At 70.2% G+C, this 24,637-nt stretch carries 24 protein-coding genes and 1 riboswitch; of the genes, 11 read left to right on the top strand and 13 right to left on the bottom strand.

Annotated features, from left to right (window positions below; translation table 11 throughout):
* The first annotated feature begins 35 nt into the window (after positions 1-35).
* Positions 36-1,523, top strand: coding sequence for a phytoene desaturase family protein (locus ACFYWY_RS02320; RefSeq protein WP_389178293.1), 1,488 nt, complete (start codon positions 36-38; stop codon positions 1,521-1,523).
* Positions 1,524-1,611: 88 nt separating this feature from the next.
* Here ACFYWY_RS02320 and ACFYWY_RS02315 read toward each other — a convergent pair whose 3' ends face one another.
* The 6 genes from ACFYWY_RS02315 to ACFYWY_RS02290 all read right to left on the bottom strand — a co-directional run bounded on the left by ACFYWY_RS02315 (position 1,612) and on the right by ACFYWY_RS02290 (position 6,331).
* A complete protein-coding gene (locus ACFYWY_RS02315; RefSeq protein ID WP_389178290.1) occupies positions 1,612-2,484 on the bottom strand; it encodes a hypothetical protein in 873 nt (290 codons plus the stop codon).
* 51 nt (positions 2,485-2,535) lie between these two features.
* Entirely contained in the window at positions 2,536-3,453 is a 918-nt protein-coding gene (gene metF, locus ACFYWY_RS02310) for a methylenetetrahydrofolate reductase [NAD(P)H] (protein ID WP_389178287.1), read from the bottom strand.
* 105 nt (positions 3,454-3,558) lie between these two features.
* The gene (gene thiE / locus ACFYWY_RS02305) at positions 3,559-4,209 is read right to left on the bottom strand and encodes a thiamine phosphate synthase (protein ID WP_389178284.1); all 651 of its coding nucleotides are present in this window, start codon (positions 4,207-4,209) and stop codon (positions 3,559-3,561) included.
* Positions 4,210-4,295: 86 nt separating this feature from the next.
* Positions 4,296-4,661: an Rv2175c family DNA-binding protein gene (locus ACFYWY_RS02300; RefSeq protein ID WP_389178282.1), complete on the bottom strand. Its 366-nt coding sequence runs from the start codon at positions 4,659-4,661 to the stop codon at positions 4,296-4,298.
* 61 nt (positions 4,662-4,722) lie between these two features.
* The gene (locus ACFYWY_RS02295; RefSeq protein WP_389178423.1) at positions 4,723-5,904 is read right to left on the bottom strand and encodes an NAD(P)/FAD-dependent oxidoreductase; all 1,182 of its coding nucleotides are present in this window, start codon (positions 5,902-5,904) and stop codon (positions 4,723-4,725) included.
* Positions 5,905-5,989: 85 nt separating this feature from the next.
* Entirely contained in the window at positions 5,990-6,331 is a 342-nt protein-coding gene (locus tag ACFYWY_RS02290) for a hypothetical protein (RefSeq protein WP_389178280.1), read from the bottom strand.
* Between the two features lie 51 nt (positions 6,332-6,382).
* Positions 6,383-6,495: riboswitch (TPP riboswitch) on the top strand.
* Here ACFYWY_RS02290 and thiO point away from each other — a divergent pair.
* The 6 genes from thiO (at position 6,493) to ACFYWY_RS02260 (ending at position 12,200) form a co-directional block, all read left to right on the top strand.
* Positions 6,493-7,650, top strand: coding sequence for a glycine oxidase ThiO (gene thiO, locus ACFYWY_RS02285; protein WP_389178278.1), 1,158 nt, complete (start codon positions 6,493-6,495; stop codon positions 7,648-7,650). Its footprint overlaps the riboswitch before it by 3 nt.
* Complete coding sequence (gene thiS, locus ACFYWY_RS02280; protein WP_389178275.1) at positions 7,647-7,856, top strand: sulfur carrier protein ThiS; 210 nt, start codon at positions 7,647-7,649, stop codon at positions 7,854-7,856. Before thiO ends, thiS begins: the two co-directional genes overlap by 4 nt.
* 5 nt (positions 7,857-7,861) lie before the next feature.
* On the top strand, positions 7,862-8,656 hold the full coding sequence (locus ACFYWY_RS02275; RefSeq protein WP_389178273.1) for a thiazole synthase: 795 nt from the start codon (positions 7,862-7,864) through the stop codon (positions 8,654-8,656).
* A gap of 168 nt (positions 8,657-8,824) precedes the next feature.
* Entirely contained in the window at positions 8,825-10,774 is a 1,950-nt protein-coding gene (gene pknB, locus ACFYWY_RS02270; protein WP_389178270.1) for a Stk1 family PASTA domain-containing Ser/Thr kinase, read from the top strand.
* 5 nt (positions 10,775-10,779) lie between these two features.
* Complete coding sequence (locus ACFYWY_RS02265) at positions 10,780-11,628, top strand: deoxyribonuclease IV (protein ID WP_389178267.1); 849 nt, start codon at positions 10,780-10,782, stop codon at positions 11,626-11,628.
* A 77-nt stretch (positions 11,629-11,705) separates the two neighbouring features.
* The gene (locus ACFYWY_RS02260; protein WP_389178265.1) at positions 11,706-12,200 is read left to right on the top strand and encodes a DUF4396 domain-containing protein; all 495 of its coding nucleotides are present in this window, start codon (positions 11,706-11,708) and stop codon (positions 12,198-12,200) included.
* 20 nt (positions 12,201-12,220) lie between these two features.
* On the opposite strand, the gene ACFYWY_RS02255 is transcribed toward ACFYWY_RS02260, so the two are convergent.
* Positions 12,221-12,853: a sulfite oxidase-like oxidoreductase gene (locus ACFYWY_RS02255; protein ID WP_389178262.1), complete on the bottom strand. Its 633-nt coding sequence runs from the start codon at positions 12,851-12,853 to the stop codon at positions 12,221-12,223.
* 157 nt (positions 12,854-13,010) lie between these two features.
* On the opposite strand from ACFYWY_RS02255, the gene bfr reads away from it, so the two are divergent.
* Positions 13,011-13,490, top strand: a complete 480-nt coding sequence (bfr, locus tag ACFYWY_RS02250) for a bacterioferritin (RefSeq protein WP_215097996.1) — start codon at positions 13,011-13,013, stop codon at positions 13,488-13,490.
* A gap of 34 nt (positions 13,491-13,524) precedes the next feature.
* On the opposite strand, the gene ACFYWY_RS02245 is transcribed toward bfr, so the two are convergent.
* Positions 13,525-13,794, bottom strand: a complete 270-nt coding sequence (locus ACFYWY_RS02245) for a bacterioferritin-associated ferredoxin (RefSeq protein ID WP_389178259.1) — start codon at positions 13,792-13,794, stop codon at positions 13,525-13,527.
* 150 nt (positions 13,795-13,944) lie between these two features.
* On the bottom strand, positions 13,945-15,297 hold the full coding sequence (locus ACFYWY_RS02240) for a class II 3-deoxy-7-phosphoheptulonate synthase (protein WP_389178256.1): 1,353 nt from the start codon (positions 15,295-15,297) through the stop codon (positions 13,945-13,947).
* Between the two features lie 214 nt (positions 15,298-15,511).
* Here ACFYWY_RS02240 and ACFYWY_RS02235 point away from each other — a divergent pair, with 214 nt between their 5' ends.
* The 3 genes from ACFYWY_RS02235 (at position 15,512) to ACFYWY_RS02225 (ending at position 20,445) form a co-directional block, all read left to right on the top strand.
* Complete coding sequence (locus ACFYWY_RS02235; RefSeq protein WP_389178253.1) at positions 15,512-18,298, top strand: N-acetylmuramoyl-L-alanine amidase; 2,787 nt, start codon at positions 15,512-15,514, stop codon at positions 18,296-18,298.
* Positions 18,299-18,376: 78 nt separating this feature from the next.
* A complete protein-coding gene (locus ACFYWY_RS02230) occupies positions 18,377-18,445 on the top strand; it encodes a trp operon leader peptide (protein WP_356228357.1) in 69 nt (22 codons plus the stop codon).
* 125 nt (positions 18,446-18,570) lie between these two features.
* Positions 18,571-20,445 carry an anthranilate synthase family protein gene (locus ACFYWY_RS02225; RefSeq protein WP_389178250.1) on the top strand — a complete coding sequence of 625 codons (1,875 nt, stop codon included), beginning with the start codon at positions 18,571-18,573 and terminating at the stop codon, positions 20,443-20,445.
* 193 nt (positions 20,446-20,638) lie between these two features.
* On the opposite strand, the gene ACFYWY_RS02220 is transcribed toward ACFYWY_RS02225, so the two are convergent.
* The 4 genes from ACFYWY_RS02220 to ACFYWY_RS02205 all read right to left on the bottom strand — a co-directional run bounded on the left by ACFYWY_RS02220 (position 20,639) and on the right by ACFYWY_RS02205 (position 24,544).
* Positions 20,639-21,667: a 6-phosphofructokinase gene (locus ACFYWY_RS02220; protein ID WP_389178247.1), complete on the bottom strand. Its 1,029-nt coding sequence runs from the start codon at positions 21,665-21,667 to the stop codon at positions 20,639-20,641.
* Positions 21,668-21,844: 177 nt separating this feature from the next.
* The gene (locus ACFYWY_RS02215; protein ID WP_389178245.1) at positions 21,845-22,519 is read right to left on the bottom strand and encodes a response regulator; all 675 of its coding nucleotides are present in this window, start codon (positions 22,517-22,519) and stop codon (positions 21,845-21,847) included.
* Positions 22,516-23,724 carry a MacS family sensor histidine kinase gene (gene macS / locus ACFYWY_RS02210; RefSeq protein ID WP_389178242.1) on the bottom strand — a complete coding sequence of 403 codons (1,209 nt, stop codon included), beginning with the start codon at positions 23,722-23,724 and terminating at the stop codon, positions 22,516-22,518. Before macS ends, ACFYWY_RS02215 begins: the two co-directional genes overlap by 4 nt.
* Before the next feature lie 28 nt (positions 23,725-23,752).
* Entirely contained in the window at positions 23,753-24,544 is a 792-nt protein-coding gene (locus ACFYWY_RS02205) for a lysophospholipid acyltransferase family protein (protein ID WP_389178419.1), read from the bottom strand.
* Positions 24,545-24,637: the final 93 nt, after the last annotated feature.

Below are 24,637 nucleotides of genomic sequence, written 5' to 3'. Positions count from 1 at the left end.
TCCAGGGGTCAGAGGGTGCCGATAAAGTCGCGGGCATGGCACGGATTGCGGTGATCGGCGCCGGGATGGGCGCCATGGCGGCTGCCGCCCGGCTGGCCGTGGCAGGCCACCGGGTGACGGTGTACGAGCGCTCGGCGAGCTACGGCGGCGCGGTGGGCCGGTTCGAGCGCGACGGCTTCGCCTTCGACACCGGCCCCGGTCTGCTGCATCTGCCCGCCGTCTGGCGGGACCTGTTCGTCAAGACCGGCAAAGAGCCGCTGGAGCAGTGCGTCGGGCTGGCCCAGGTGGACCCGTCGAGCCGGCACGTGTTCGCCGACGGCACCGAGGTGTCCTTGCCGAACGCCTCGCGGGCCGGTGTCGTCACCGCGCTCGACGCCGCGCTGGGCGCGGGAGCGGGCGAGCGGTGGGGCGCGTTCCTCGGGCGGGCCAGGGACGCCTGGGACCGTTCCCGGCGGCCACTGCTCGAAGAGCCGCTGTGGGCCGACCGGCGGGTGCTGGAGCGCGATCCGTATCCCGCTCCGCGACAGCGCAGGCTGCTGCGCGCCCGGCAGGCCTCGACGGTCTCCGAGGTCGCCGCCTGGGAGCTTGCGGAACCGCGGCTTGCGGCGCTGCTCGAGGGGTACGCCCTGGCGTACGGCCTGGATCCCCGGCACGCCCCGGCGAGCGCCGCCCTGCTGCCGTACATGGAGCAGACCTTCGGCAGTTGGTACGTCGAGGGCGGGATGCGCGAGCTGGCACGCGCAGTCTACGAGCGGTGTCTGGCCCGGAGAGTGGAGTTCGTCTTCGGGTCCGAGGTGACCCGGATCGTCGAGAAGGACGGGCGGGCGGCGGGGGTCGAGCTCGCCGGGGGCACAGTCGCAGAGGCCGACCATGTGGTGGCGGGCGCAGAGGCTGCGGATCTCGTCGGGCACGAGCTGTGGCGGGACGGAGACGTACGGCCTCGACAGGGCGCCGGCGGCGGTCAGTTGCCTGCCAGGTTCACCGTGCTGCTCGCGCTGCGCGGGGCGCGGCCCGCATCGGCCGTCCACCGGAGCGTCGTGCACTCCCCCGACGCCGGGGCGGAGGCGGCGGCGGTCTTCGGCGGGCGGACGGCCGAGCGGCCCACCGTCACCGTGCTGCGGCCCGACGATCCACGCACCCGCCCCGACGACGGGCATGAGGCGGTCACCCTCTCAGCGACGGTCATGGGACACGGCAGCCCGGTCGACTGGACCGACGCGTCGCTGCGCGAGGGGTACGCCGATGTGCTGATCGACGCCGCGTCCGCGGCCGTTGCGGAGATACGTGAGCGCCTGCTGTGGCACGAGACCCTGACGCCCGCAGAGACGGGACCGCTGCCCGCGCCCGCGCTCGCCGGGAAGGGCGGACGCTATCTGCATCCGGCGAACAGCACACGGCTGCCCGGCCTGTATCTGGTGGGCGGCCGCGCGCACCCGGGCGGCGGTCTTGCGCACGCGGGAATGTCGGGGGCGCTGGTGGCCGGTCTGATCGTGGAGGGCGCGGACTTCCGCGGCTCCCAGTAGCGGCTCCCAGTGACGGCTGCCAATGACAGCTGCCAGTGACGGCTGCGACTGACCGGCTGTCAGGGACCAGCCGCCGGTAACCGGCTTGTCAGTAGCGGTACTGCTGCTCGTTGTACCCGGTGTCGTAGCCGTAGGGGGAGGGCTGCTCCTGCGGCATCGGCGGCACTTCCTGCTCGCCGTCGCGCTGCTGCGGCACCCACACCCCGCCGGGCGGAGTCTCGCCGTACTGATGCTGGGCGTACGGGTCGGCGTACAGCTGCTGGCCGCCGTAACTGTCGTACGCCTCGTACGCGTTGTACTGCTGGCCGCCGACATACGGATCGGAGTACGCGGCGTACTGCTGCTGGCCCGTCCCGTAGTCGTACTGCCCGGCGTAGCTGTCCTGGCCCGCCGGCTGCTGCTCGTAGCCGGAGCTGTCGTACGCGCCGCCGTACTGGGCGTAGTTCTGGCTCTGGTCCTGCTGCTGGGCCGCGTAGGCGGCGTCGCTGTACACGCCGTACTGCCCGGTGTCGTCCGGGAGAGGCTGCGGCTCGTAGACCGGCTCGCGCTGCGACGCCGACGCGGCGGGCTCGTACGGGTCGGGCTCGTACGGGTCGGGCTCGTACGGCGCGGCAGGCTCGTAGGAGAGGTCGGTGACCTCCAGCGAGGGCTCGCGCGAAGCCGCCCCCGACCTGGCGCCGGACTTGCGGCGGGGGCTCACGCCCGGGCTTCCGCCGAGCGCCCAGCCGGTGGAGAAGCCGCGGCGGAAGGAGAGCGTGACATACGTCTGGCCGACGGCGAAGGCGATCGCGCCGAGCGCGATCACCACGACGGACGGCAGCAGGACGCCGAAGACCACGCCGAGGAACCCGACGAAGGCGAGAAGTCGCCAGCGCAGCCGCGCCTTGTACTGCAGCAGCACCTCACCGAGCAGCCACAGCGCGACGACACCGAACGCGATATAGAGGACCGTCCAGCCCATGCCCGCCCCTCTCCTTCGGCCGTCGCCCCAGGTCGGGGCGGCTACGACCGATCACGACTGCCCGTGCAGTCCGAGATTCTCGTAGATTTCGAGCGTCGCGGTGGAGTTGTTGAGCGTAATGAAGTGCAGTCCGGGGACTCCCTCGGAGAGCAGTCCTGCGCAGAACTCCGTCGCGAACTCGATCCCAATGGAGCGTACAGCGGCCGGATCGTCCTTGGCGGTGAGGATCCTCTCTTTCAGGTCCGGCGGGAACGCGGCATTGCTGAGCTGCGCAAACCGTTCGAGCTGCTTGACGCTGGTGACCGGCATGATCTCGGGGATGATCGGGGTCTCGCAGCCCATGGCCGCGACCCGGTCGCGCAGCCGCAGATAGTCCTCGGGCCGGAAGAACATCTGCGTGATCGCGTAGTCGGCGCCGGCCCGGCACTTGTCGACGAAGTGCCGGATGTCGGTGTCCCAGTCCTCCGAGCGCGGATGCATCTCGGGGAAGGCGGCTACGCCCACGCAGAAGTCACCGGACTCCTTGATCAGCCGGACCAGCTCGGCGGCGTACCGCACGCCCTCGGGGTGCTTGACCCACTCGCCCATCGGGTCGCCGGGCGGGTCGCCCCGGACGGCGAGGATGTTGCGGATTCCGGCGTCCGCGTACTGGCCGATCATGTTGCGCAGTTCGGCGATGGAGTGGTCCACCGCGGTGAGGTGCGCGACGGGCGTCAAAGTGGTGTCGGCGGCGATCTGCTGGGTGGCCTTGACCGTGCCGGCGCGCGTCGAGCCGCCGGCTCCATAGGTCACGGAGACGAAGTTGGGGGCGACCGCCTCGACCCTGCGGAGCGCATTCCAGAGGTTCCGCTCGCCCTTCTCGGTCTTGGGCGCCCAGAACTCGAACGAGTAGGAAGTTTTGCCGGTAGCAAGAAGCTCGCGCACGGTCCGTGCGCGATCCGTCCTGGTCGAAGCTGTACCGAGGGCCATACCCGCAGGCTATCCAGGCCGGGCCGGTCACCCAACCGGACGGGGGAAATACGTCCGAATTCGCCGGTTTTCTGTCCACCCCTCGGACAGTTGCCCCTCGGACGGTTATCCGACGCGCTCCCGCACCCGCTTGGCGAGGGAGGCGGCGGCCGCTGCCGGGTCGTCGGCCTCGGTGATCGCCCGCACGACGACGATTCTGCGCGCACCCGCGTCCAGCACCTCGTCGAGGTTGCCCGCATCGATCCCGCCGATCGCGAACCACGGCCGGTCGGTCCCGAGCCCCGCGGCGTACCGCACGAGGCCGAGCCCCGGGGCGTACCGCCCGGGCTTGGTCGGGGTGGGCCAGCAGGGGCCCGTGCAGAAGTAGTCCACGCCGGGCTCGGCGACCGCCGCGTCGACCTCGGACTCGGCGTGCGTGGAGCGGCCCATGAGCACCTCGTCGCCGAGGATCGCGCGGGCGGCAGGGACCGGCAGATCGCCCTGCCCCAGATGCAGCACGTCGGAGCCGATGGCATGGGCCACGTCCGCGCGGTCGTTCACGGCGAGCAGCTTGCCGTGCCGACGGCAGGCGTCGGCGAAGACCTGGAGGTGCTCCAGCTCCTCGGCCGCCTCCATGCCCTTGTCGCGCAGCTGCACGATGTCGACCCCCGAGGCGAGCACGGCGTCGAGGAACCCGGCGAGGTCGCCCTGCTGCTTGCGGGCGTCCGTGCAGAGATAGATCCGGGCGTCGGACAGCAGCGCACGAGCCGTGGACATGGGTGTTCCCCCCGGGTGGGTCGGCGGCGTGCGGGCAGGCACCACTGACCCCCGCCCGCACACCGCGTGGTGTTGTCTTCAGGACGTCAGACGGCGAGCGCCTGGGCCCGGCGCTTCACCTCCGTGCCGCGATTCTCGCTGAGCGCCTGCGCGGGCGTGCCCGGCAGGGTCGGGTCGGGGGTGAAGAGCCACTCGAGCATCTCTTCGTCGGTGAAGCCGTCGTCCCTCAGGAGCGTCAGGGTCCCGGCGAGACCCTTGACCACCTTGTTGCCGTCGATGAAGGCGGCAGGCACCTGAAGCGCGCGGTTCTCACCACGGCGTACGGCGATCAGCTGGCCTTCCTTGACCAGCTGCCGTACGCGTGTCACCTCGACATCGAGCATTTCCGCGATGTCGGGAAGGTGGAGCCAGGCGGGGACGAGAGCATCGATCTTTGCGTCAATCTCGGTCACAGGACAAGCGTGCCATCCCGGACTGACAGTCGGTACCCGGACCCTGGACACGAGCCCGCATTCAGCCCTGGACAGCCGCCGCCTTCAGAGGGACGGACGGGTCGGCGGCCAGGTCCGGATCCAGCCGTGCGCCGGCCAGGATGAGCTTGCGCCCTTGCGCCAGATCGCGGGCCCGGCCGACGGCCAGGAGCGCGACCAGCGCGCCCTCACGCAGCCACAGCACCGACCAGGCGGCGTCCGCCGGATTGCCCCGCCACACCCTCGTGTCGGCGGCCGGGTGATGGCCCGCGTACTGCACAAAGCGTCCGAACTGCTCGGACCAGAAGTACGGCACCGGGTCGTAGACCTCGGGCGCCTGCCCCAGTGCGCTCGCCAGGACATTGGCGGCGACCGTGCGCGGCCCGTGCAGGGCGTTGTCCCAGTGGTGCACGAGCAGCCGCTCGCCATAGCGGCCGGACGGGAAGGAGGCGCAGTCCCCGACGGCGTACACATCGGGCAGCGAGGTGCGCAGATGCTCGTCGGCGGTGATTGCGCCGTCCGGGCCCAGCTCGATGCCGGAGCCGGCGAGCCAGCGGGTGGCGGGTCGTGCGCCGATGCCGACGACCACCGCCCCGGCCCGGAGCTGCCGGCCGTCCGCGAGGATCACCGTGCCGGGCTCGACGTCGGCCACGCGCGCGTGGGTGAGCAGTTCGACGCCGTACTCCGCGTACCAGTCGGTCATCGGGGCGGCGACCTCGGCGGGCAGGGCGTACGCGAGGGGGCGGTCGGCGGCCTCGACGACGGTGACCGTGCAGCCCGCCTCGCGGGCGGCCGTCGCGAACTCCGCGCCGATCCAGCCGGCGCCGACGACCACGATGTCGTGCTGCCGTGCGAGGACGGGGCGCAGCCGGTCGGCGTCGTCGAGGGTGCGCAGCAGGTGGACGCCCGGGACACCTTCGGCGCCGGGCAGCGTGATCGGCTCCGCGCCGCTGGCGATGACGAGGACGTCGTACGGGACGACTCCCGCCTCTGTGTCCAGTTCGTGCGCCTGCGGGCGTACGCCGGTCACCTCGCAGCCCAGCCGCAGTTCGATGTCGAGCACCTCGAAGTCGAGCTCGAAGGCCGACCCCTCCGCCGTGCCGAGCAGGATCGCCTTGGAGAGGGGTGGCCTGTCGTACGGCTGGTGGGGTTCGGCGCCGATCACGGTGACCGGTCCCGCGAAGCCCTGTTCCCGCAGGGCCACGGCGGTCTGCACACCGGCCATCCCCGCGCCGACGACGACCACGCGCCGCGCGCCCTGTGCTGTCTGCTGCTCGCTCACCCGACAACCTTACGCACCTGATGGACCGTCAGGTCGCTGGCTGCTCCACAACGCTCGTCCCGCTGCCCTCCTGGGACTCCCACTCCCAGGTCTCCTCCAGGCGGACTCGCCCGTCCTCGAGCTCGACCACGGTCGAGACGCAGTGCCCGGAGGCCGTCCGGCCGTCCGTCTTCAGCTGGACGTACCGGAAGTCCAGCCGGTCGCCCTCCCGCGTCCCCACAAGGTGGCCGCGTACGACGTCGCCGCCCTCGTACTCGGCCCAGATGCGGCCGTCCCGCTCGTGGTACGTGAACCGGGTGCGGGTCCCCACCTGGCCCGGAGCCTGGTCGGCGACCGGCGAGAGTACAAGTCCGTCGAGCGACCGTGCCACAGCGGCTGCTCCCTTACTGCGAGTTGGGGGCTGGGGTTAGGGTGGCCACCGTAAGGCACTCGCGGGAGTCCGGACGCACCGGGCTGAGAGGGAGGCTGGGCGGCCTCCGACCGTACGAACCTGATCCGGGTCATGCCGGCGAAGGGAGGGGCTGGACGCCCATGTCTCGTACATCAGATGTCCTCGTGGTCGGGGGCGGAATCATCGGCCTGGTCACGGCCTGGCGTGCGGCGCAGCGCGGACTGCGCGTCGCCGTCGTCGATCCGGAGCCGGGCGGCGGGGCCGCGCAGGTCGCGGCTGGCATGCTCGCCGCCGTGACCGAGCTGCACTACGGCGAGCAGACGCTGCTCCGCCTCAGCGTGGAGTCCGCCCGGCGCTATCCGGCGTTCGTCGCCGAGCTCGAGGAGGCGAGCGGGCAGCGTGTCGGCTACCGCGCATGCGGCACGCTGGCCGTCGCCCTGGACGCCGACGACCGTGCGCACCTGCGTGAACTGCACGCCCTGCAGCGGCGCTCCGGCCTGGAGTCGGAGTGGCTGGCCGGGCGCGAATGCCGCCGTCTGGAGCCGATGCTCGCGCCGGGCGTACGCGGGGGCCTGCGGGTCGACGGCGATCACCAGGTCGATCCGCGGCGGCTGACCGCGGCGCTGGTGACGGCCTGCGAGCGGGCCGGGGTGGTCTTCCATCGCGGCTGGGTGGAGCGTCTTTCCGTGGTACGGGACCGGGCGGTCGGAGCAGTGCTGAGGGATGCCGTCGAGCTCACCGCGGACCAGATCGTCCTCGCGGGCGGCTCGCTGAGCGGCAGGCTCGGCGGTGTGCCGGTGGATGTGCTGCCTCCGGTGCGGCCGGTGAAGGGCCAGGTTCTGCGGCTCACCGTGCCGCCCGCGTACGCGCCCTTCCTCTCCCGGACCGTACGGGCCGTGGTGCGCGGCAGCCACGTCTATCTGGTGCCGCGCGAGAACGGTGAGCTGATCGTCGGGGCGACCAGCGAGGAGCTCGGCTGGGACACCACGGTCACCGCCGGCGGGGTGTACGAGCTGCTGCGCGACGCGCACGAGCTGGTGCCCGGCATCACGGAGCTGCCGCTCACCGAGACCCGCGCGGGGCTGCGCCCCGGCTCCCCGGACAACGCTCCACTGCTGGGCCCGACCGCCCTGCCCGGTCTGCATCTGGCCACCGGCCATCACCGCAACGGGGTGCTCCTCACGCCCGTGACCGGCGATGTGATGGCCGCCGTGCTGGTCACCGGCGAGCTGCCGGACGAGGCCCGCCCCTTCACACCTCGCCGCTTCTCCCCCGTGCCCCAGGAGCAGCCCGCATGAACCTCCTGAACGTCTCCGTCAACGGCGAGGCCCGTGAGCTCGCCACCGGGACCACCCTGGACACCCTGGTGGCGGACCTCACCGCCGCCCCTTCCGGGGTCGCGGCCGCGGTCAACGAAGCGGTCGTCCCGCGCAGTCAGTGGTCCGGCACCCTCCTCGACGACGGCGACCGCGTCGAGGTTCTCACCGCAGTGCAGGGAGGCTGACGGGCATGGCCGACGACCGTCTCACCATCGGCGGCAGCACGTTCAACTCCCGCCTGATCATGGGTACCGGCGGGGCGCCCAGCCTCGACGTACTCGAACGCTCCCTCGTCGCCAGCGGCACCGAACTCACCACCGTCGCGATGCGCCGCCTCGACCCGACCGTCCAGGGCTCCGTGCTGTCCGTCCTGGAGAGGCTGAACATCCGCGTCCTGCCCAATACGGCGGGCTGCTTCACGGCGGGCGAGGCCGTGCTGACCGCCCGGCTCGCGCGCGAAGCCCTCGGCACCGACTGGATCAAGCTCGAGGTCGTCGCTGACGAGCGCACCCTGCTGCCCGATCCGATCGAGCTGCTGGAGGCGGCAGAGACCCTGGTCGACGACGGCTTCACGGTCCTGCCGTACACCAATGACGATCCGGTGCTCGCCCGGAAGCTGGAGGACGCTGGCTGCGCGGCGATCATGCCTCTGGGCTCGCCGATCGGCTCCGGTCTCGGCATCCGTAATCCGCACAACTTCCAGCTGATCGTCGAGCACGCGCGCGTGCCTGTCGTTCTGGACGCCGGCGCGGGCACGGCCTCCGACGCGGCACTGGCGATGGAGCTGGGCTGCGCGGCGGTGATGCTGGCCTCTGCGGTCACCCGAGCGCAGGAGCCGGTGCTGATGGCGGAGGCGATGCGGCACGCGGTCGAGGCGGGCCGTCTGGCTCGCCGGGCGGGGCGCATCCCGCGCCGGCACTTCGCGGAGGCGTCGTCGCCGGCAGAGGGCCGCGCGGCCCTCGACCCGGAACGCCCGGCGTTCTGACCGCTGCGCGGAGCCGGTCCCCCACCGAACCGGAGCTCCGCCCCGGACCTCGCTCCTCAAACGCCGCAGAGGCTGAAATCAGCGCAGCGTCACAGCTCGGCTCCAGTACGGCCCCGGTCCCGACCCGAGGCGTCAGGGTTGTCCGCGGTGGCTCGTAGAATCACCGGCGTGGATACGACCCTCAAGGACCCCCTCGTCGGGCAGGTGCTCGACGGCCGCTACCGCGTCGACGCGCGCATCGCCGTCGGCGGTATGGCCACGGTCTACCGGGCCGTCGACACCCGCCTCGACCGGGTGCTCGCGCTCAAGGTGATGCACCCGGCCCTCGCCACCGACGCCTCCTTCGTGGAGCGCTTCATCCGCGAGGCCAAGTCCGTGGCGCGTCTCGCCCACCCCAATGTGGTGGCGGTCTTCGACCAGGGCGCCGAGGGCGCGTACGTCTATCTGGCCATGGAGTACGTCGCGGGCTGCACGCTGCGCGACGTGCTGCGCGAGCGCGGGGCGCTCCAGCCGCGGGCCGCGCTCGACATCCTGGAGCCCGTGCTGGCGGCGCTCGGCGCGGCGCACCGGGCCGGCTTCGTCCACCGGGACATGAAGCCGGAGAACGTGCTGATAGGGGACGACGGCCGGGTCAAGGTCGCCGACTTCGGTCTCGTACGGGCTGTGGGCTCGGTCACCAACACCACCGGCACGGTGCTGGGCACGGTCTCCTACCTCGCCCCCGAGCAGATCGAGTACGGCACGGCCGACACCCGCGCCGATGTGTACGCCTGCGGGGTCGTCCTCTACGAGATGCTGACCGGCGGCAAGCCGCACGCCGGAGACACCCCCGCCCAAGTGCTCTTCCAGCATCTGAACGAGGACGTTCCGTCGCCGTCCGCACTGGTCCCCGGGCTCGCCGTCGAGCTCGACGAGCTGGTCGCGAGCGCCACCGCCCGCAATCCCGACGTCCGTCCGTACGACGCGGTGGACCTGCTGGCGCAGGTCCGTGAGGCCCGTGCTCCGCTCGGCGACGAGCAGCTGGACCTGGTGCCGCCGCAGGCGCACGCCCAGGACACGGCGCAGGACAGCGGCGAGCGGGTGCACGCGGCCCCCTCCTCCGAGGACGCCACGAACGTGATCCCGCGGGTGCTCTCCCGCGAGGAGCCGGTGGTCAACCACACCACCCGGCTGGCGATGCCGCCTTCCGAGCCGCCGCACCAGCCCCAGCAGTCCCGGCGCCGGCCCATGCCCAGGCGCGGCGTCGTCGCGGTGCTGGTCGCGGTGTTCCTGGCGCTCGGCATAGGTGCGGGCGTCTGGTACATCAACTCCGGGCAGTTCACCCGTGTCCCCGCCCTCATCGGCAAGACCGAGAAGGACGCGAGGCAGGAGCTGAAGAGCGCCGGGCTCGATGTGAAGAAGGTCAGGTACGACTTCAGCGAGACGGTCAAGCGCGGCACGGTCATCAACAGCGACCCCGCGATCAATGAGCGTATCCGCGGCAACGGCTCGGTGGTCATCATCGTCTCGCGCGGCCCGGAGATCGTCCGGGTCCCCGACGTCAAGGGCCAGCCGCTCGCCACGGCGGAGCGCGAGCTGAGGAAGCTCCGTCTGGCGCCGGGAGTGGTCACCAAGGCGTTCAGCGACGAGATCGACCAGGGCTCGGTGATCAGCACGGACCCGGAGGCCGGGGCCGGGCGCAGCCCCGATTCCGCGGTCGCCCTCGTCGTCAGCAAGGGCTCCCCGATCGACGTACCGGGCGTGACCGGCGAGACCGTGGAGGACGCCACCAGCGCGCTCAAGGACGCCGGGTTCAAGGTCAAGGTCGCCCCGGAGCGGATCAACTCCCCCGAGGAAGCGGGCTCTGTCGCCAAGCAGTCGGCGGCCGAGGGCGCGAAGCTGGCCCGCGGCGACACCATCACGCTGACGGTCTCCAAGGGACCGCGGATGATCGAGGTCCCCGATGTGGTCGGGGACAAGGTCGACGCCGCCACCGGCGCGCTGGAGTCCGCGGGCTTCCAGGTCAAGGTCGAGAAGAACTTCCCCTTCCTCGGCGACACCGTCGAGAGCCAGTCCGTCGTCGGCGGCGCTCAGGCTCCCGAGGGCAGCACGATCACCATCAAGACCAAGGGACTGTAGTTCAGATGCGCAACCCCGTCGGCGGCCATGTCCCCGTGGCCGGCGGCCTCGCCAGGACCGGTCTCGCCTACGCCCGTGAGCTGGAGGCGGAGACCGTCCAGGTCTTCGTGGCCAATCCGCGTGGCTGGGCGACGCCCGCCGGAAGCCCGGTGCAGGACGAGCAGTTCCGCGCCGAGTGCGCAGCCGACGGGATATCTGCGTACGTCCACGCCCCGTATCTGATCAACTTCGGCTCGCACACCGAGGCGACCGCCGAGAGCTCCGTGGAGTCCTTGCGGCACTCGCTGCGCCGTGGCCGGGAGATCGGCGCGCTGGGCGTGGTCGTGCACACCGGCTCGGCGACCGGCGGCCGGACCCGCGAGGTGGCGCTGGCGCAGGTGCGGGAGCGGATGCTGCCGCTGCTCGACGAGCTGACGCACGAGGACGACCCGTTCCTGCTGCTGGAGTCGACGGCAGGCCAGGGCTTCTCGCTCTGCTCCAGGACCTGGGACTTCGGTCCGTACTTCGAGGCGCTCGACGCCCACCCCAAGCTGGGCGTCTGCCTGGACACCTGCCACATCTTCGCCGCGGGACACGATCTGACCGGGCCGCACGGGATGGCACAGACTCTGGATGTACTGGTGGAGACGGTCGGCGAAGGGCGGCTGAAGCTGATCCACGCCAACGACTCCAAGGATGTGGTCGGCGCCCACAAGGACCGCCACGCGAACATCGGCGCCGGCCACATCGGCGAGGAGCCGTTCCGGGCGCTGATGCAGCATCCGGCGACCGAAGGCGTACCGCTGATCATCGAGACACCCGGCGGCAAGGAAGGGCACGCGGCGGATGTGGCGCGGTTGAAGAAGCTCCGCTGAACAGGGGGGGATACCCCTGGGGGGTATACGGTTTCTATTGTCGGCAGGAACCGCTACCTGGATTTGGGGGCTCTCTCATGCAGCACGACGCTCACGCCCAGCACACACACCATGAGCACCACAGGCAGCAGGGCCCCGTCAGCTGGTCGATGGCCGCCCAGGCCACGCTGCACTGCCTCACCGGCTGCGCCATCGGCGAGGTGCTCGGCATGGTCATCGGCACCGCGCTGGGCTGGGAGAACATGCCGACGATGATCCTCGCGATCGTGCTGGCCTTCTTCTTCGGCTACTCGTTCACCCTGCGCGGAGTCCTCAAGGCCGGCGTCGGCCTCAGGACCGCCGTTCGGGTCGCCCTCGCCGCCGACACCCTCTCCATCGCCGTCATGGAGATTATCGACAACGGAGTGATCGCCCTGTGGCCCGGCGCAATGGACGCCCACCTCGCTGACGCGATGTTCTGGTGGGTCCTGGCGATCGCCCTCGTCGCCGCCTTCCTGATCACCACACCCGTCAACAAGTGGATGATCGGCCGCGGCAAGGGCCATGCGGTGGTCCACCAGTACCACCACTGAACCCCCGGGAGCTCCAGGGGTCAGAGTTCCGGGCCGTCCCCCGGCTCCTCCTGATATGAGTAGCGCTGCTCACGCCACGGGTCGCCGAGATTGTGATAGCCGCGCTCCTCCCAGAAGCCTCGGCGGTCGGCGCTCATGTACTCCACGCCGCGGACCCACTTGGGCCCCTTCCAGGCGTACAGATGCGGGACGACGAGACGCAGCGGAAAGCCGTGCTCGGCGGTGAGCAGTTCACCGTCCTTGTGGGTCGCGAAGATCGTGCGGTCCGAGACGAAGTCGGAGAGCCGCAGGTTGGCGCTGAATCCGTACTCGGCCCAGACCATGACATGGGTGACGTTCGCCGCGGGCGGCGCGAGGTCCACGACCGTACGGGCGGGCACACCGCCCCATTCGGCCCCCAGCATGCTGAACTTCGTCACGCAGTGCAGATCGGCGACGACCGTCGAGAAGGGCAGCTCCGAGAACTCCTCGTGGTTCCAGCAGCGCTTGTCGCCGTCCGCCGTGGCGCCGAAAACCCTGAACTCCCAGCGGTCCGGCTTGAACTTGGGTACAGGCCCGTAATGGGTGACCGGCCAGCCACGCTGCAGCCGCTGCCCCGGCGGAAGCTCGGACCCCTCTGATGCGCGGTATTCCCGGCTCTCCGGCTGACCCATGCCTTCAATGGTGACAGACCGGGAGGGGTGGTCATGACCAGGTCTGGCCCGATTCGGGCAACTCCTACTAAGCATGCACTTACTGGACGCTCCCCGGTCGCAGTGCGAGGATGCGCGCACCTGCCAAAGTCACACGCGCGCGGAAGGAGCCTCTGCGATGCAGGGCGACCCCGAGGTCATCGAGTTTCTCAATGAGCAGTTGACCGCCGAATTGACCGCGATCAATCAGTACTTCCTGCACGCGAAGATGCAGGAGAACTTCGGCTGGACGAAGCTCGCCAAGTACACCCGGTCCGAGTCGTTCGACGAGATGAAGCACGCGGAGCTGCTGACCGACCGGATCCTCTTCCTTGAGGGCTTGCCGAACTACCAGCGCCTGTTCCATGTGCGCATCGGCCAGACGGTCACCGAGATGTTCCAGGCCGACCGGCAGGTCGAGGTGGAGGCGATCGACCGCCTCCGGCGCGGAATCGAGGTGATGCGCGCCAAGGGCGACATCACGTCCGCGAACATCTTCGAGTCGATCCTGGCGGACGAGGAGCACCACATCGACTATCTCGACACCCAGCTGGAGCTGGTGGAGAAGCTCGGTGAGGCGCTGTACATCGCGCAGCTGATCGAGCAGCCGGACAGCTAGGCCATAGCGCTACCGCCTGTCCACAGCCCGAGGGCTAGGCCGCTTCGCCGAGCTCGGTTCCGGCGCGGCCGGAATCGGGGTCCGTGGCCAGCACGGCGGCGGCGTTGCCCTGCTCGAGCAGCTCGCGGCGGGGGCAGGCGTCACGACCGAGAAGCCCCTGGATACGGCGTACACACGATCCGCAGTCGGTTCCGGCCTTGGAGACCGACGCTATCTGGCGGGGAGTGCAGGCACCGGCGTCCGCGTGTTCCTTCACCTGCTTCTCGGTGATGCCGAAGCATGAGCAGACGTACACGCGGTTCACCTCCCGGACGGGATTGACAGGTGGGCACCCTCCCCGATGATCGGTGAGGCTAACCTAACCTTACCCGGCGGACCCGGTGCGTAAAAGCCCCGGAATCGACGATGGGGCGCGGATCACATCGATCCGCGCCCCGTCGTCGTTGATCCGTCACTACTGGTCGCGGTACATCTCGGCGACCAGGAAGGCCAGGTCCAGCGACTGGCTGCGGTTCAGGCGCGGGTCGCAGGCCGTCTCGTAGCGCTGGTGCAGATCGTCGACGAAGATCTCGTCGCCGCCGCCCACGCACTCGGTGACATCGTCACCGGTGAGCTCGACATGGATGCCGCCCGGGTGCGTGCCGAGCGCCTTGTGGACCTCGAAGAAGCCCTTGACCTCGTCGAGCACGTCGTCGAAGCGGCGGGTCTTGTGACCGGATGCCGCCTCGAAGGTGTTGCCGTGCATCGGGTCGGTCACCCAGGCCACCGTGGCGCCGGAGGCGGTGACCTTCTCGACCAGCTCGGGGAGCTTGTCGCGGACCTTGTCAGCGCCCATGCGGACGACGAAGGTCAGCCGGCCCGGCTCGCGGTCCGGGTCGAGCCTGTCGATGTACTGCAGCGCGTCGTCGACCGTGGTCGTCGGGCCGAGCTTCACACCGATCGGGTTGCGGATCCGCGAGGCGAACTCGATGTGCGCCCCGTCCAGCTGGCGGGTGCGCTCGCCGATCCAGACCATGTGGCCGGAGGTGTTGTACAGCTGGCCGGTCCGTGAGTCGGTGCGGGTCAGCGCGCCCTCGTAGTCGAGCAGCAGCGCCTCGTGGGAGGAGTAGAACTCGACCGTGCGGAACTCCGCCGGGTCGGTGCCGCATGCCTTCATGAAGTTCAGCGCGTTGTCGATCTCCCGCGCGAGCTGCTCGTAGCGCTGCCCGGAGGGGGACGACTTCACGAAGTCCTGGTTCCAGGCGTGCACCTGGCGCAGGTCGGCGTAGCCGCCGGTGGTGAAGGCGCGCACCAGGTTGAGCGTCGCCGCGGATGCGTTGTACATCCGCTTGAGGCGCTCGGGGTCCGGGATCCGGGCGGCCTCGGTGAAGTCGAAGCCGTTGACGGAGTCGCCCCGGTAGGTGGGAAGCGTCACGCCGTCGCGGGTCTCGGTCGGCTTGGAGCGCGGCTTGGAGTACTGGCCGGCGATACGGCCGACCTTGACCACGGGCACGGACGCGGCATAGGTGAGCACCGCGCCCATCTGCAGCAGGGTCTTGAGCTTGTTGCGGATGTGGTCGGCGGACACGCCGTCGAAGGCCTCGGCGCAGTCGCCGCCCTGGAGCAGGAACGCCTCGCCCTTGGCGACGGCTCCCATCCGGGCGCGCAGCTGGTCGCACTCGCCCGCGAAGACGAGCGGCGGATACGACTCGAGGTCCGCGATCACATCGCGCAGAGCCTCGGCATCGGGGTACTCGGGCTGCTGCGCCGCGGGCAGGTCTCGCCAGGTGTTGCCACCGACAGCGGTGGTCTTAGCGTTCACGGTCACGCAGTCAACATTACGGGGTCTTCGCGGACACCCTTTCCGGCGCCCACTGAATGAGACGCGATGTCCACCACCTCGACACTGCCTGTTCAACGGGCAAGGCCGTCCGGTCTGTCCGATCTGTCTGCCGAGGCGATTCGAAGCCCCCGAGCCTGCTACTCTCACGCCGATTTTCCGAGTGGTTCGATATTAAAACAAGTAACACAGGGGTGGGGCTTTGAACCGCGGACACCGCAGAGACCGCAAGAGACGGCTGCTCATCTACGGCATTGCCACAGCCGTGGTCGCCACCGCCACGATCGGCACCATCGCCGTGGCCTCGCCCGGCTTCCTGGATTCTTCGGCAGACGGCAAGCCAGGGCCCGCGGGCGCGGTGCTGCAGTCCCAGTTCGAGGACGCGGCTCAGGAGTTCGACGTGCCGCAGAGCGTGCTGATGGCGGTCTCGTACCGGCAGACCCGCTGGGAGACCCACGACGGACTTCCGAGCACGACCGGCGCGTACAACGTCATGGGGCTCACACAGGTGAACCCGGAGGACGTGGAGCAGCCGGACGGCAAGGAGCGCCTCGCGCACCTCAACGCGAGCGGCAACCCGGAGATCGAGAAGACCTTCGACGCCGCGAAGATGCTGCGCAGCCTGCCGGAGGAGACCGTCGACACCGACGACCCGCGGCTGCACACGCTGGACAAGGCCGCAAAGCTGATCGACGGTTCGACAGACTCCGTGAAGAACGACACAGCCGAGAGCATCCGCGCCGGTGCGGCGCTGCTCGCGGAGTACCAGCGCCAGGCCACCGGCGAGCTGCCGGGCGACCCGGGGCAGTGGTACCCGGCCGTCGCCCGTTTCAGTGAGTCGCCGGACAAGAAGGGCGCCGATCTCTTCGCGAAGCGCGTCTTCGAGTCGATCAAGACCGGCGAGCGGGAGCTCACCGCGGATGGCCAGCTGGTCACGCTGACGGCCGATCCCTCGGTGGAGCCGGTCAAGCCGTCGAACGTCCCGCTCGCCGCGACCTTCGCGAGCACGACGGCGGTTCCGACTCCCGAGTGCCCGGCGGGCCTGAACTGCAACTACATCCCGGCCGAGGTCCCAAGCACCGGCCAGCGCAACTACACGCTCGCGGACCGCCCCGCCAACGGGTTCGGCATCCGCCAGATCGTCATCCACGACACCGAGGGCAGCTACGACGGCACCATCGCCGCCTTCCAGAGCTCCGCGGCCAGGGGAAGCGCGCACTACCTGATCCGCGCGTCGGACGGTCTGGTCACCCAGATGGTCGAGAACAAGAACCTGGCATGGCACGCGGGCAACTGGACCGTCAACATGCATGCCATCGGCCTGGAGCACGAGGGCTACGCCATCAAGGCGGGCAGCTGGTACACCGAGCCGCAGTACGAGTCCTCCGCGGCCCTGGTGAAGTTCCTGGCGGCCAAGTACGGCATTCCGCTGGACCGTGAGCACATCATCGGCCACGACGAGGTGCCGGGACAGCTGGACGCCAAGGTGGCCGGCATGCACTGGGACGCGGGCCCGTTCTGGGACTGGAACCACTACATGTCGCTGCTGGGGGCGCCGACGGGCGCCGGTGGCGCCGGCGGCCTGCTCAAGGCCGGTCAACTGGTCCGTGTCGTGCCGCCGTTCACCACGGCGAACCAGCCCACGATCACGTACAACGGCAGCACCGTCGCCAAGCAGCCGGCGAACTTCGGGTACTTGTACACGACGGCGTCGACGGCCACGCCGATCAAGGACCCATACATACCCAACGTGCTGTGGAGCGACGGCCCGAACTGGGGCAACAAGGTCCTCGCAGGAGGTACCTACGTCGTCGCCGAGGCGCAGTACAACTGGACGGCCATCTGGTACGGCGGGCAGAAGGCCTGGTTCTACAACCCCGGCGGCCAGTACACCGCGCCGGTCGCCGGTGGGACCGTAGTGAAGCTCAAGGCCGGCGCGACGGCCCGAGTCTACGGACGTTCCTTCCCCGAGGCCTCGGCCTACGAGGGGACCGGCGAGACCGCGCCGACGGACAACCCCAACTACCTGTCGAAGTACACCTTCCCCTCCGGCCAGGCCTACGTGAAGGCAGGCGAGGCGGTCCTCGGTGACGACTACTTCGGCTCCACGCAGCTCCGGGTCGAGGGCAAGACCGACCTCTACGTCCCGATCCGCTACAACCACCGCATGGCGTGGGTGAAGGCGAGCGACGTCGAGCAGATCAGCAGCACCGTCCCGGACGCGGGCGCCAGCCGGTACAACACTCTCGCCCGCGACTCCTCTGGCGTGCTCTGGCAGTACCAGGGCACCGGCAGCGCGACCGCGCCGTACTTCAGCCGCTACCGCGTCGGCAGCGGTTGGCAGGGCTACAACGCGGTGACCTCGATGACGGCGCTGCGCGCCGACGGCACGGGCGACATGGTGGCCCGTGACACGTCCGGCGTGCTCTGGCACTACAAGGGCAGCGGAAATCCGTCCGCGCCGTTCCTCAAGCGCACCGAGGTGGGCAAGGGCTGGGGCATCTACAACCAGCTGACCGGCGCCCGGGACCTCAACGTCGACGGCATCGCCGATCTGATCGCGCGCGACGCGTCCGGTGTGCTGTGGTTCTACAAGGGCACCGGCACCGCCGGCGCGCCCTTCGCCGCCAGGGTCAAGATCGGTCCCGGCTGGCAGATCTACAACACGCTGACCGACACCGGTGACATCACGGCCGACGGCAAGGCGGACCTGATCGCCAGGGACACCTCCGGCGTGCTGTGGCTCTACAAGGGCACGGGCAATGCCGCCGCGCCGTTCGCCGCCAGGGTCAAGGTCGGTCCCGGCTGGGGGATCTACAACCTCCTGAACGGACCGAGCGATGTCTCTGGTGACGGCAGGCCGGACCTGATCGCCAGGGACTCCTCTGGCGTCCTGTGGCTGTACAAGGGCACGGGCAGCGGCACCGCCCCGTTCGCCGCCAGGGCGCAGATCGCCACCGGCTGGCAGATCTACAACCTGCTGGTCTGACGCACAAGGCATGACCCGCCCGCGGCACCGCGGCCGTCCGCTCCCCGGACGCGCCGCGGTGCCGCGGGCGGATGCGTTATGGTCGGCGTCATGTTCGCGCACTCGACTCAGACCTGGTGGTGGACCGCTCATCCGGCGGCCCACTGACTGCGCGTACACACAGCTCGCGAAGGCCGCCCCGAGGGGCGGCCTTTCCTGTTTCCACGGGCCGTTCCTCCCACCCGGACCACCCGGACACCCGGACCACTCGGACCGCTCGGAAGGAACACCCGATGCCCATCAGCAGACTGCTCGAAGACGACTGCCCGCCCTTCGCCCTGCTGCGCAGACGCACCCCCGGCCACGATCACGACACCGTCGAGGTCCTGATCGGCACCGTGCACGAGGCCGCCTCGCTCGCCGACATCCCGGCCACGGACCGTCCCTCACTGGCCCTGATCCCGTTCCGCCAGATCAGGGAGCGCGGCTTCGACGTACGCGACGACGGCACTCCGCTGTCCGTGCTCGTCGCCGACGAGACGTACGAAGTGCCGCTCGCCGAGGCCCTGGAGTCACTGCCGGCGCACGATGTCCGGGTAGAGGGCGGGGCCTTCGACGTCGACGACGAGGAGTACGCGGAGATCGTCCGGCGCGTCATCGAGGACGAGATCGGCCGGGGCGAGGGCGCGAACTTCGTCATCCGCCGCACCTACACCGGCCGCATCCCCGGCTTCGGCCGGGCTGACGCCCTGGCCCTGTTCCGGCGGCTGCTGGCCGGCGAGCGGGGCGCGTACTGGACCTTCGTCGTGCACACGGGCGGGCGCACTCTCGTCGGCGCCAGCCCCGAGGTCCATGTCCGGATGAGCGGCGGCACCGTCGTGATGAACCCGATCAGCGGCACCTTCCGCTATCCGCCCGAGGGCCCGACCCCCGAGGCGCTGCTCGGCTTCCTCGGCGACCGCAAGGAGCGCGAGGAGCTCTCCATGGTCGTCGACGAGGAGCTGAAGATGATGTGCACCGTCGGCGACATGGGCGGCGTCGTCATCGGGCCCCGGCTCAAGGAGATGGCTCATCTCGCCCACACCGAGTACGAGTTGCGCGGCCGTTCGTCGCTCGATGTGCGTGCGGTGCTGAAGGAGACGATGTTCGCGGCGACGGTCACCGGCTCGCCCGTGCAGAACGCCTGCCGGGTCATCGAGCGCCACGAGGTGGGCGGCCGTGGCTACTACGCGGGCGCGCTCGCGCTGATCGGCGAGGGCGCGCGCGGTGCGCAGACCCTCGACTCCCCCATCCTCATCCGTACCGCCGACATCGACGCCGACGGCTCCCTGCGGGTGCCGGTCGGGGCGACCCTGGTGCGGCACTCCGACCCGGCGGGCGAGGTGGCCGAGACGCACGCCAAGGCGGCAGGCGTACTGGCCGCGCTGGGCGTGCGCCCCGGGCGGCCGCAGGAGGACGGCGAGCGCCCCAAGCTCGCCGACGACCCGCGGGTGCGGGCCGCCCTCGACGCCCGGCGCGCCGACCTCGCGCCCTTCTGGCTGCGGATGCAGGAGCGCGGCGCCCGGCTGACAGGGCACGCGCTGGTGGTCGACGGCGAGGACACCTTCACCGCGATGCTGGCGCATCTGCTGCGCTCCACCGGCCTGGAGGTGACGGTGCGGCGGTACGACGAGCCGGGCCTGCGCGAGACGGTCCTCGCGCACACCGGACCGGTGGTCCTCGGCCCGGGCCCTGGCGATCCGGCCGACGCGACCGACCCGAAGATGCGCTTCCTGCGCACACTCGCCGCCGATCTGCTGCGCGATCACCGCCACGGCCTGCTCGGCGTCTGCCTCGGCCATGAGCTGATGGCGGCCGAACTGGGCCTGGAGATCGTACGGAAGGACGCGCCGCACCAGGGGGCGCAGGAGCGGATCGACTTCTTCGGGCGTGAGGAGACCGTGGGCTTCTACAACAGCTTCACGGCACGCTGCGACGACGCGGCGGCGGCGGAGCTGGCGGCGCACGGGGTCGAGGTGGCCCGCGATCCCCACTCGGCAGAGGTGCACGCCCTGCGGGGCACAGGCTTCGCAGGCATCCAGTTCCACCCGGAGTCGGTACTGACGATGCGGGGGCCGGAGGTGATCCACGGGCTCCTGGCCTCAACGACGCGGGTGGGCCGGGGCTGATTTTCCCCCACCCCGCCCCATCCCGTAACCGGGGCTCCGCCCCGGACCCTCCTCCTACGCACGGGCTGCATCTGCAGCCTCGTGGGGGTCCCCCCGGACGAAGTCTGGGGGAGTTTGAGGCGCGGGGGCCCGGGGGCGGAGCCCCCGCACGCGGTCGGACCCCGGGGGCAGCGCCCCCGGGGACAGCAACCCGTCAGCCGAAGAAGACCCCGACCTCCTCGTACAGCGTCGGGTCCACCGTCTTCAGCTTCGCCGTCGCCTCGGCGATCGGAACACGCACGATGTCCGTGCCCTGCAGCGCGACCATCTTGCCGAAGTCCCCGTCCCGCACCGCATCGATCGCGTGCAGCCCGAAGCGGGTGGCCAGCCAGCGGTCGAAGGCGCTCGGAGTCCCGCCGCGCTGGACATGGCCGAGGACCGTGGTGCGGGCCTCCTTGCCCGTACGCCGCTCGATCTCCTTGGCCAGCCACTCACCGACGCCGGAGAGCCGGACATGACCGAAGGAGTCGAGCGAGCCGTCCTTGAGGACCGCCTCGCCGTCCTTGGGCATTGCGCCCTCGGCGACCACCACGATCGGGGCGTAGCTGGCCTTGAAACGCGACGTCACCCAGGCGCACACCTGGTCGACGTCGAAGCGCTGCTCGGGGATGAGGATGACATTGGCGCCGCCGGCCAGGCCGGAGTGCAGGGCGATCCAGCCCGCGTGCCGCCCCATCACCTCCACGACCAGGACGCGCATATGCGATTCGGCGGTGGTGTGCAGCCGGTCGATGGCCTCGGTCGCGATGCCGACCGCCGTGTCGAAGCCGAAGGTGTAGTCGGTGGCGGACAGGTCGTTGTCGATGGTCTTGGGCACGCCGACGCAGTTGACGCCGTACTCGTTGTGAAGCCGCGTCGCGACGCCGAGCGTGTCCTCGCCGCCGATCACGATCAGCGCGTCCACCTCGTGCTTGGCGAGGTTCTCCTTGATGCGGCGGATGCCGCTCTCTTCCTTGAGGGGGTTGGTACGCGAAGAGCCGAGGATGGTGCCGCCGCGGGGCAGAATGCCGCGGACGGCCGGGATGTCGAGCGGAACCGTGTCGCCTTCGAGGGGTCCGTGCCAGCCGTCGCGATAGCCGACGAATTCGTACGCGTACTCCTGCACGCCCTTGCGGACGACACCACGGATGACCGCGTTGAGGCCGGGGCAGTCGCCGCCCCCGGTCAGTACTCCGACGCGCATGGAAACTTCCCTTCGCCTGGTGAGCCTTATGACCGCCACGCTAATGGTGATCCAGGTCACTGCGGGATGGGGCGAAAGGTCAATTCCTGTGCGTCATAAGGCGGTTAACTCCCCGCCATTCACGCGTATTTCACTCGTACGAGTCCCCTACGACCCCTGTACGGGCGGGGCACGGCGTCAGGCGTCGTCGAGACCCCGCTCGATGGCGTACCGCACGAGCTCGACGCGGTTGTGCAGTTGGAGCTTGCCGAGGGTGTTCTGCACGTGGTTCTGGACGGTGCGGTGCGAGATGACGAGCCGCTCGGCGATCTGCTTGTACGAGAGCCCCTTCGCCACCAGCCGCAGCACCTCGGTCTCCCGGTCGGTCAGCTGCGGGGCCTTCGGCTCGTCAACACCCGCTGCGGCAACGGGTTCGGAGGCCAGGCGGCGGTACTCACCGAGCACCAGGCCCGCGAGGCCCGGCGTGAAAACCGGGTCGCCGACGGCGGTGCGCCGCACGGCGTCGGTCAGCTCTTCCGTACTGGCCGACTTGAGCAGATAGCCGGTCGCACCGGACTTCACCGCTTCCAGAACGTCCGCGTGCTCACCGCTGGCGGACAGCACCAGGACCCGAAGGGCGGGATAGGAGCCGACGAGCTCCTTGCACACCTGGACGCCCGGCATCCCGGGCAGATTGAGGTCGAGGACGAGGACGTCGGGCGCGACGGCCTTCGCGCGGCGCACGGCCTGCGGACCGTCGCCGGCCGTCGCCACCACGTCGAAGCCTGCCGCGGCCAGATCGCGGGCGACCGCGTCCCGCCACATCGGGTGGTCGTCGACGACCATCACCTTGATCGTCTGTTGGTCCGTCATGCGTCTGCCTTCCCCCGTGGAACTTTCAATTCGACTTCTGTGCCCTGGCCCGGGACCGAGATCAGCTCGGCCGAGCCGCCCAGGTCCCGCAGCCGCCCGCGGATCGAGAGCGCGACTCCGAGCCGGCCCTCGCCCTCCGCCTGGGCGAGCCTGCCCTCCGGGATGCCCGGACCGTCGTCCCGTACCGTCACGATCACCTCGTCCGGCCAGTCCTCGACCAGGATCCAGGCGTGGGCGTCCTCGCCGGCATGTCTGCGGACATTGTCCAGGGCGGCACTGACAGCGGCGGCGAGTTCCGCCGCGGCTGCGGTGGGGAGCAGCACCGGGGCGCCCGGCTCCGAGAGGGTCACCTTCGACCCGGCGTGCCGGGCCAGCAGCGAACGCAGGTCGTCCAGTTGGGGCCCGTCGGACGGATCGTCCACATCGACGGTGCGGACGACTGCACCGAGTGAGACGTCCTCGGAAGCGCGTGTGGCGGGTACCAGACCGCTGGAGACCAGGGTGCGCAGGGCGACCTCCTGTTCCCCCGCCATCCTGCCGAGCTCTTCGGCCTCGCCGCCCAGCGCGGCGCCGCGCCGCTGCACCATCGCGAGCACCTGGAGCACGCTGTCGTGGATGTCGCGGGCCAGCCGCTCCCGCTCTCGGGTCGCCGCCTCGATCTCCAGGGCGCGGGCGAGGGTGCGCTCGGAGGCGCGGGCGACCTCGACGACGTAACCGATGGCTATGGACGCGACCCAGACCAGCAGGACGTTGTGGAAGGTGTCCCGGCTCGGCTGGCCGCGCTCGATGATGTTGGCGACGGCGACGAGTGAGGACGCGAAGCCCGCCCAGCGCCAGCCGCCCTTGATCGCGAACGCCAGCACGGACCCGGCGGTCCATATCGTCGGCAGGGTCGGGCCGTCCTGCGTCTGGGCCTGGGCGTCGGCGAGCGGCGTGAGCATGATCCCGGTCAGCGCGACGGTGAGGTCGGCGACCAGGAAGCGTTTGGTGCAGCTGCCCGCGTTGGCCACCTTGGGGAGCGTGGCAAGCGTCCATACGGACATCACCGCGAGGAAGGCGGCCGCGATCCAGGGGCGCTCGTACTTGCTGGGAATGAGGACGAAGAGGAGCACCGCGTAGACCATGGTCAGTAGGCGGTAGGCGGCCAGCGCGCGCCAAAGCGGCAGCTCGACCGACATCCGCACGACACGCTCGCGCTTGGCCATATCCCCCACCCCAGGACGGACAGCGCGGCTAGGCGGCCGGCCGGTCCGTATTCTCCGCCGTGTCCGTCTTCTCGGCCGTGTCCGTCTTCTCTGGCTTATTCGCCTTCGCGGCCTTCTCGGCCGCAGCCCTCTCGGCCTTCTCCGCCTTCTCCGCGTCCGCGATCTGGCGTTTGGCCGCCGCCGCGTAGATGTCGACGTACTCCTGGCCGGACAGTTTCATGATCTCGTACATGACCTCGTCGGTCACCGAGCGCAGGATGAAGCGGTCGCTCTCCATGCCGTGGTAGCGGCTGAAGTCGAGCGGCTTGCCGATCCGGATCCCCGGACGCATCAGCTTGGGGACCACCTTGCCGGGCGGCTGGATCTTCTCGGTGTCGATCATCGCGACCGGGATGACCGGAGCGCCGGTGGCGAGCGCCACGCGCGCGAGGCCGCCCGGCTTGCCGCGGTAGAGGCGGCCGTCCGGCGAGCGGGTGCCCTCCGGGTAGATGCCGAACAGGCCACCGGCCTCGATGACGTCTATCCCGGCCTTGATCGCCGCCTCACCCGCACCGCGCGCGCCCGAGCGGTCCACCGGGAGCTGCCCGACGCCCTTGAAGAAGGCGGCGGTCAGCCTGCCCTTGACCCCGGGCGATGTGAAGTACTCCGCCTTGGCGATGAAGGTGACCTTGCGGTCGAGCACCGCCGGCAGGAAGAACGAGTCCGAGAAGGACAGGTGGTTGCTCGCGAGGATCGCCGGCCCCTCAGCGGGAATGTTCTCGAGGCCCTCCACCCAAGGCCTGAAGGCAAGCTTCAGTGAGCCCCCGATGGAGAACTTCATTGCGCCGTAGATCAACTCGAATGCCTCCTGTGTGCTGTCGAACAGACCTTATCCCGAGGTGGGTCCGTCATCCCTGTGCTGGGGGGGCATACG

The organism is Streptomyces sp. NPDC002870, from assembly GCF_042888505.1.
Lineage (GTDB): Bacteria > Actinomycetota > Actinomycetes > Streptomycetales > Streptomycetaceae > Streptomyces.
The sequence above is the reverse complement of the archived record's forward strand: the minus strand, read 5'-3'. Positions and strand labels throughout refer to the sequence as shown.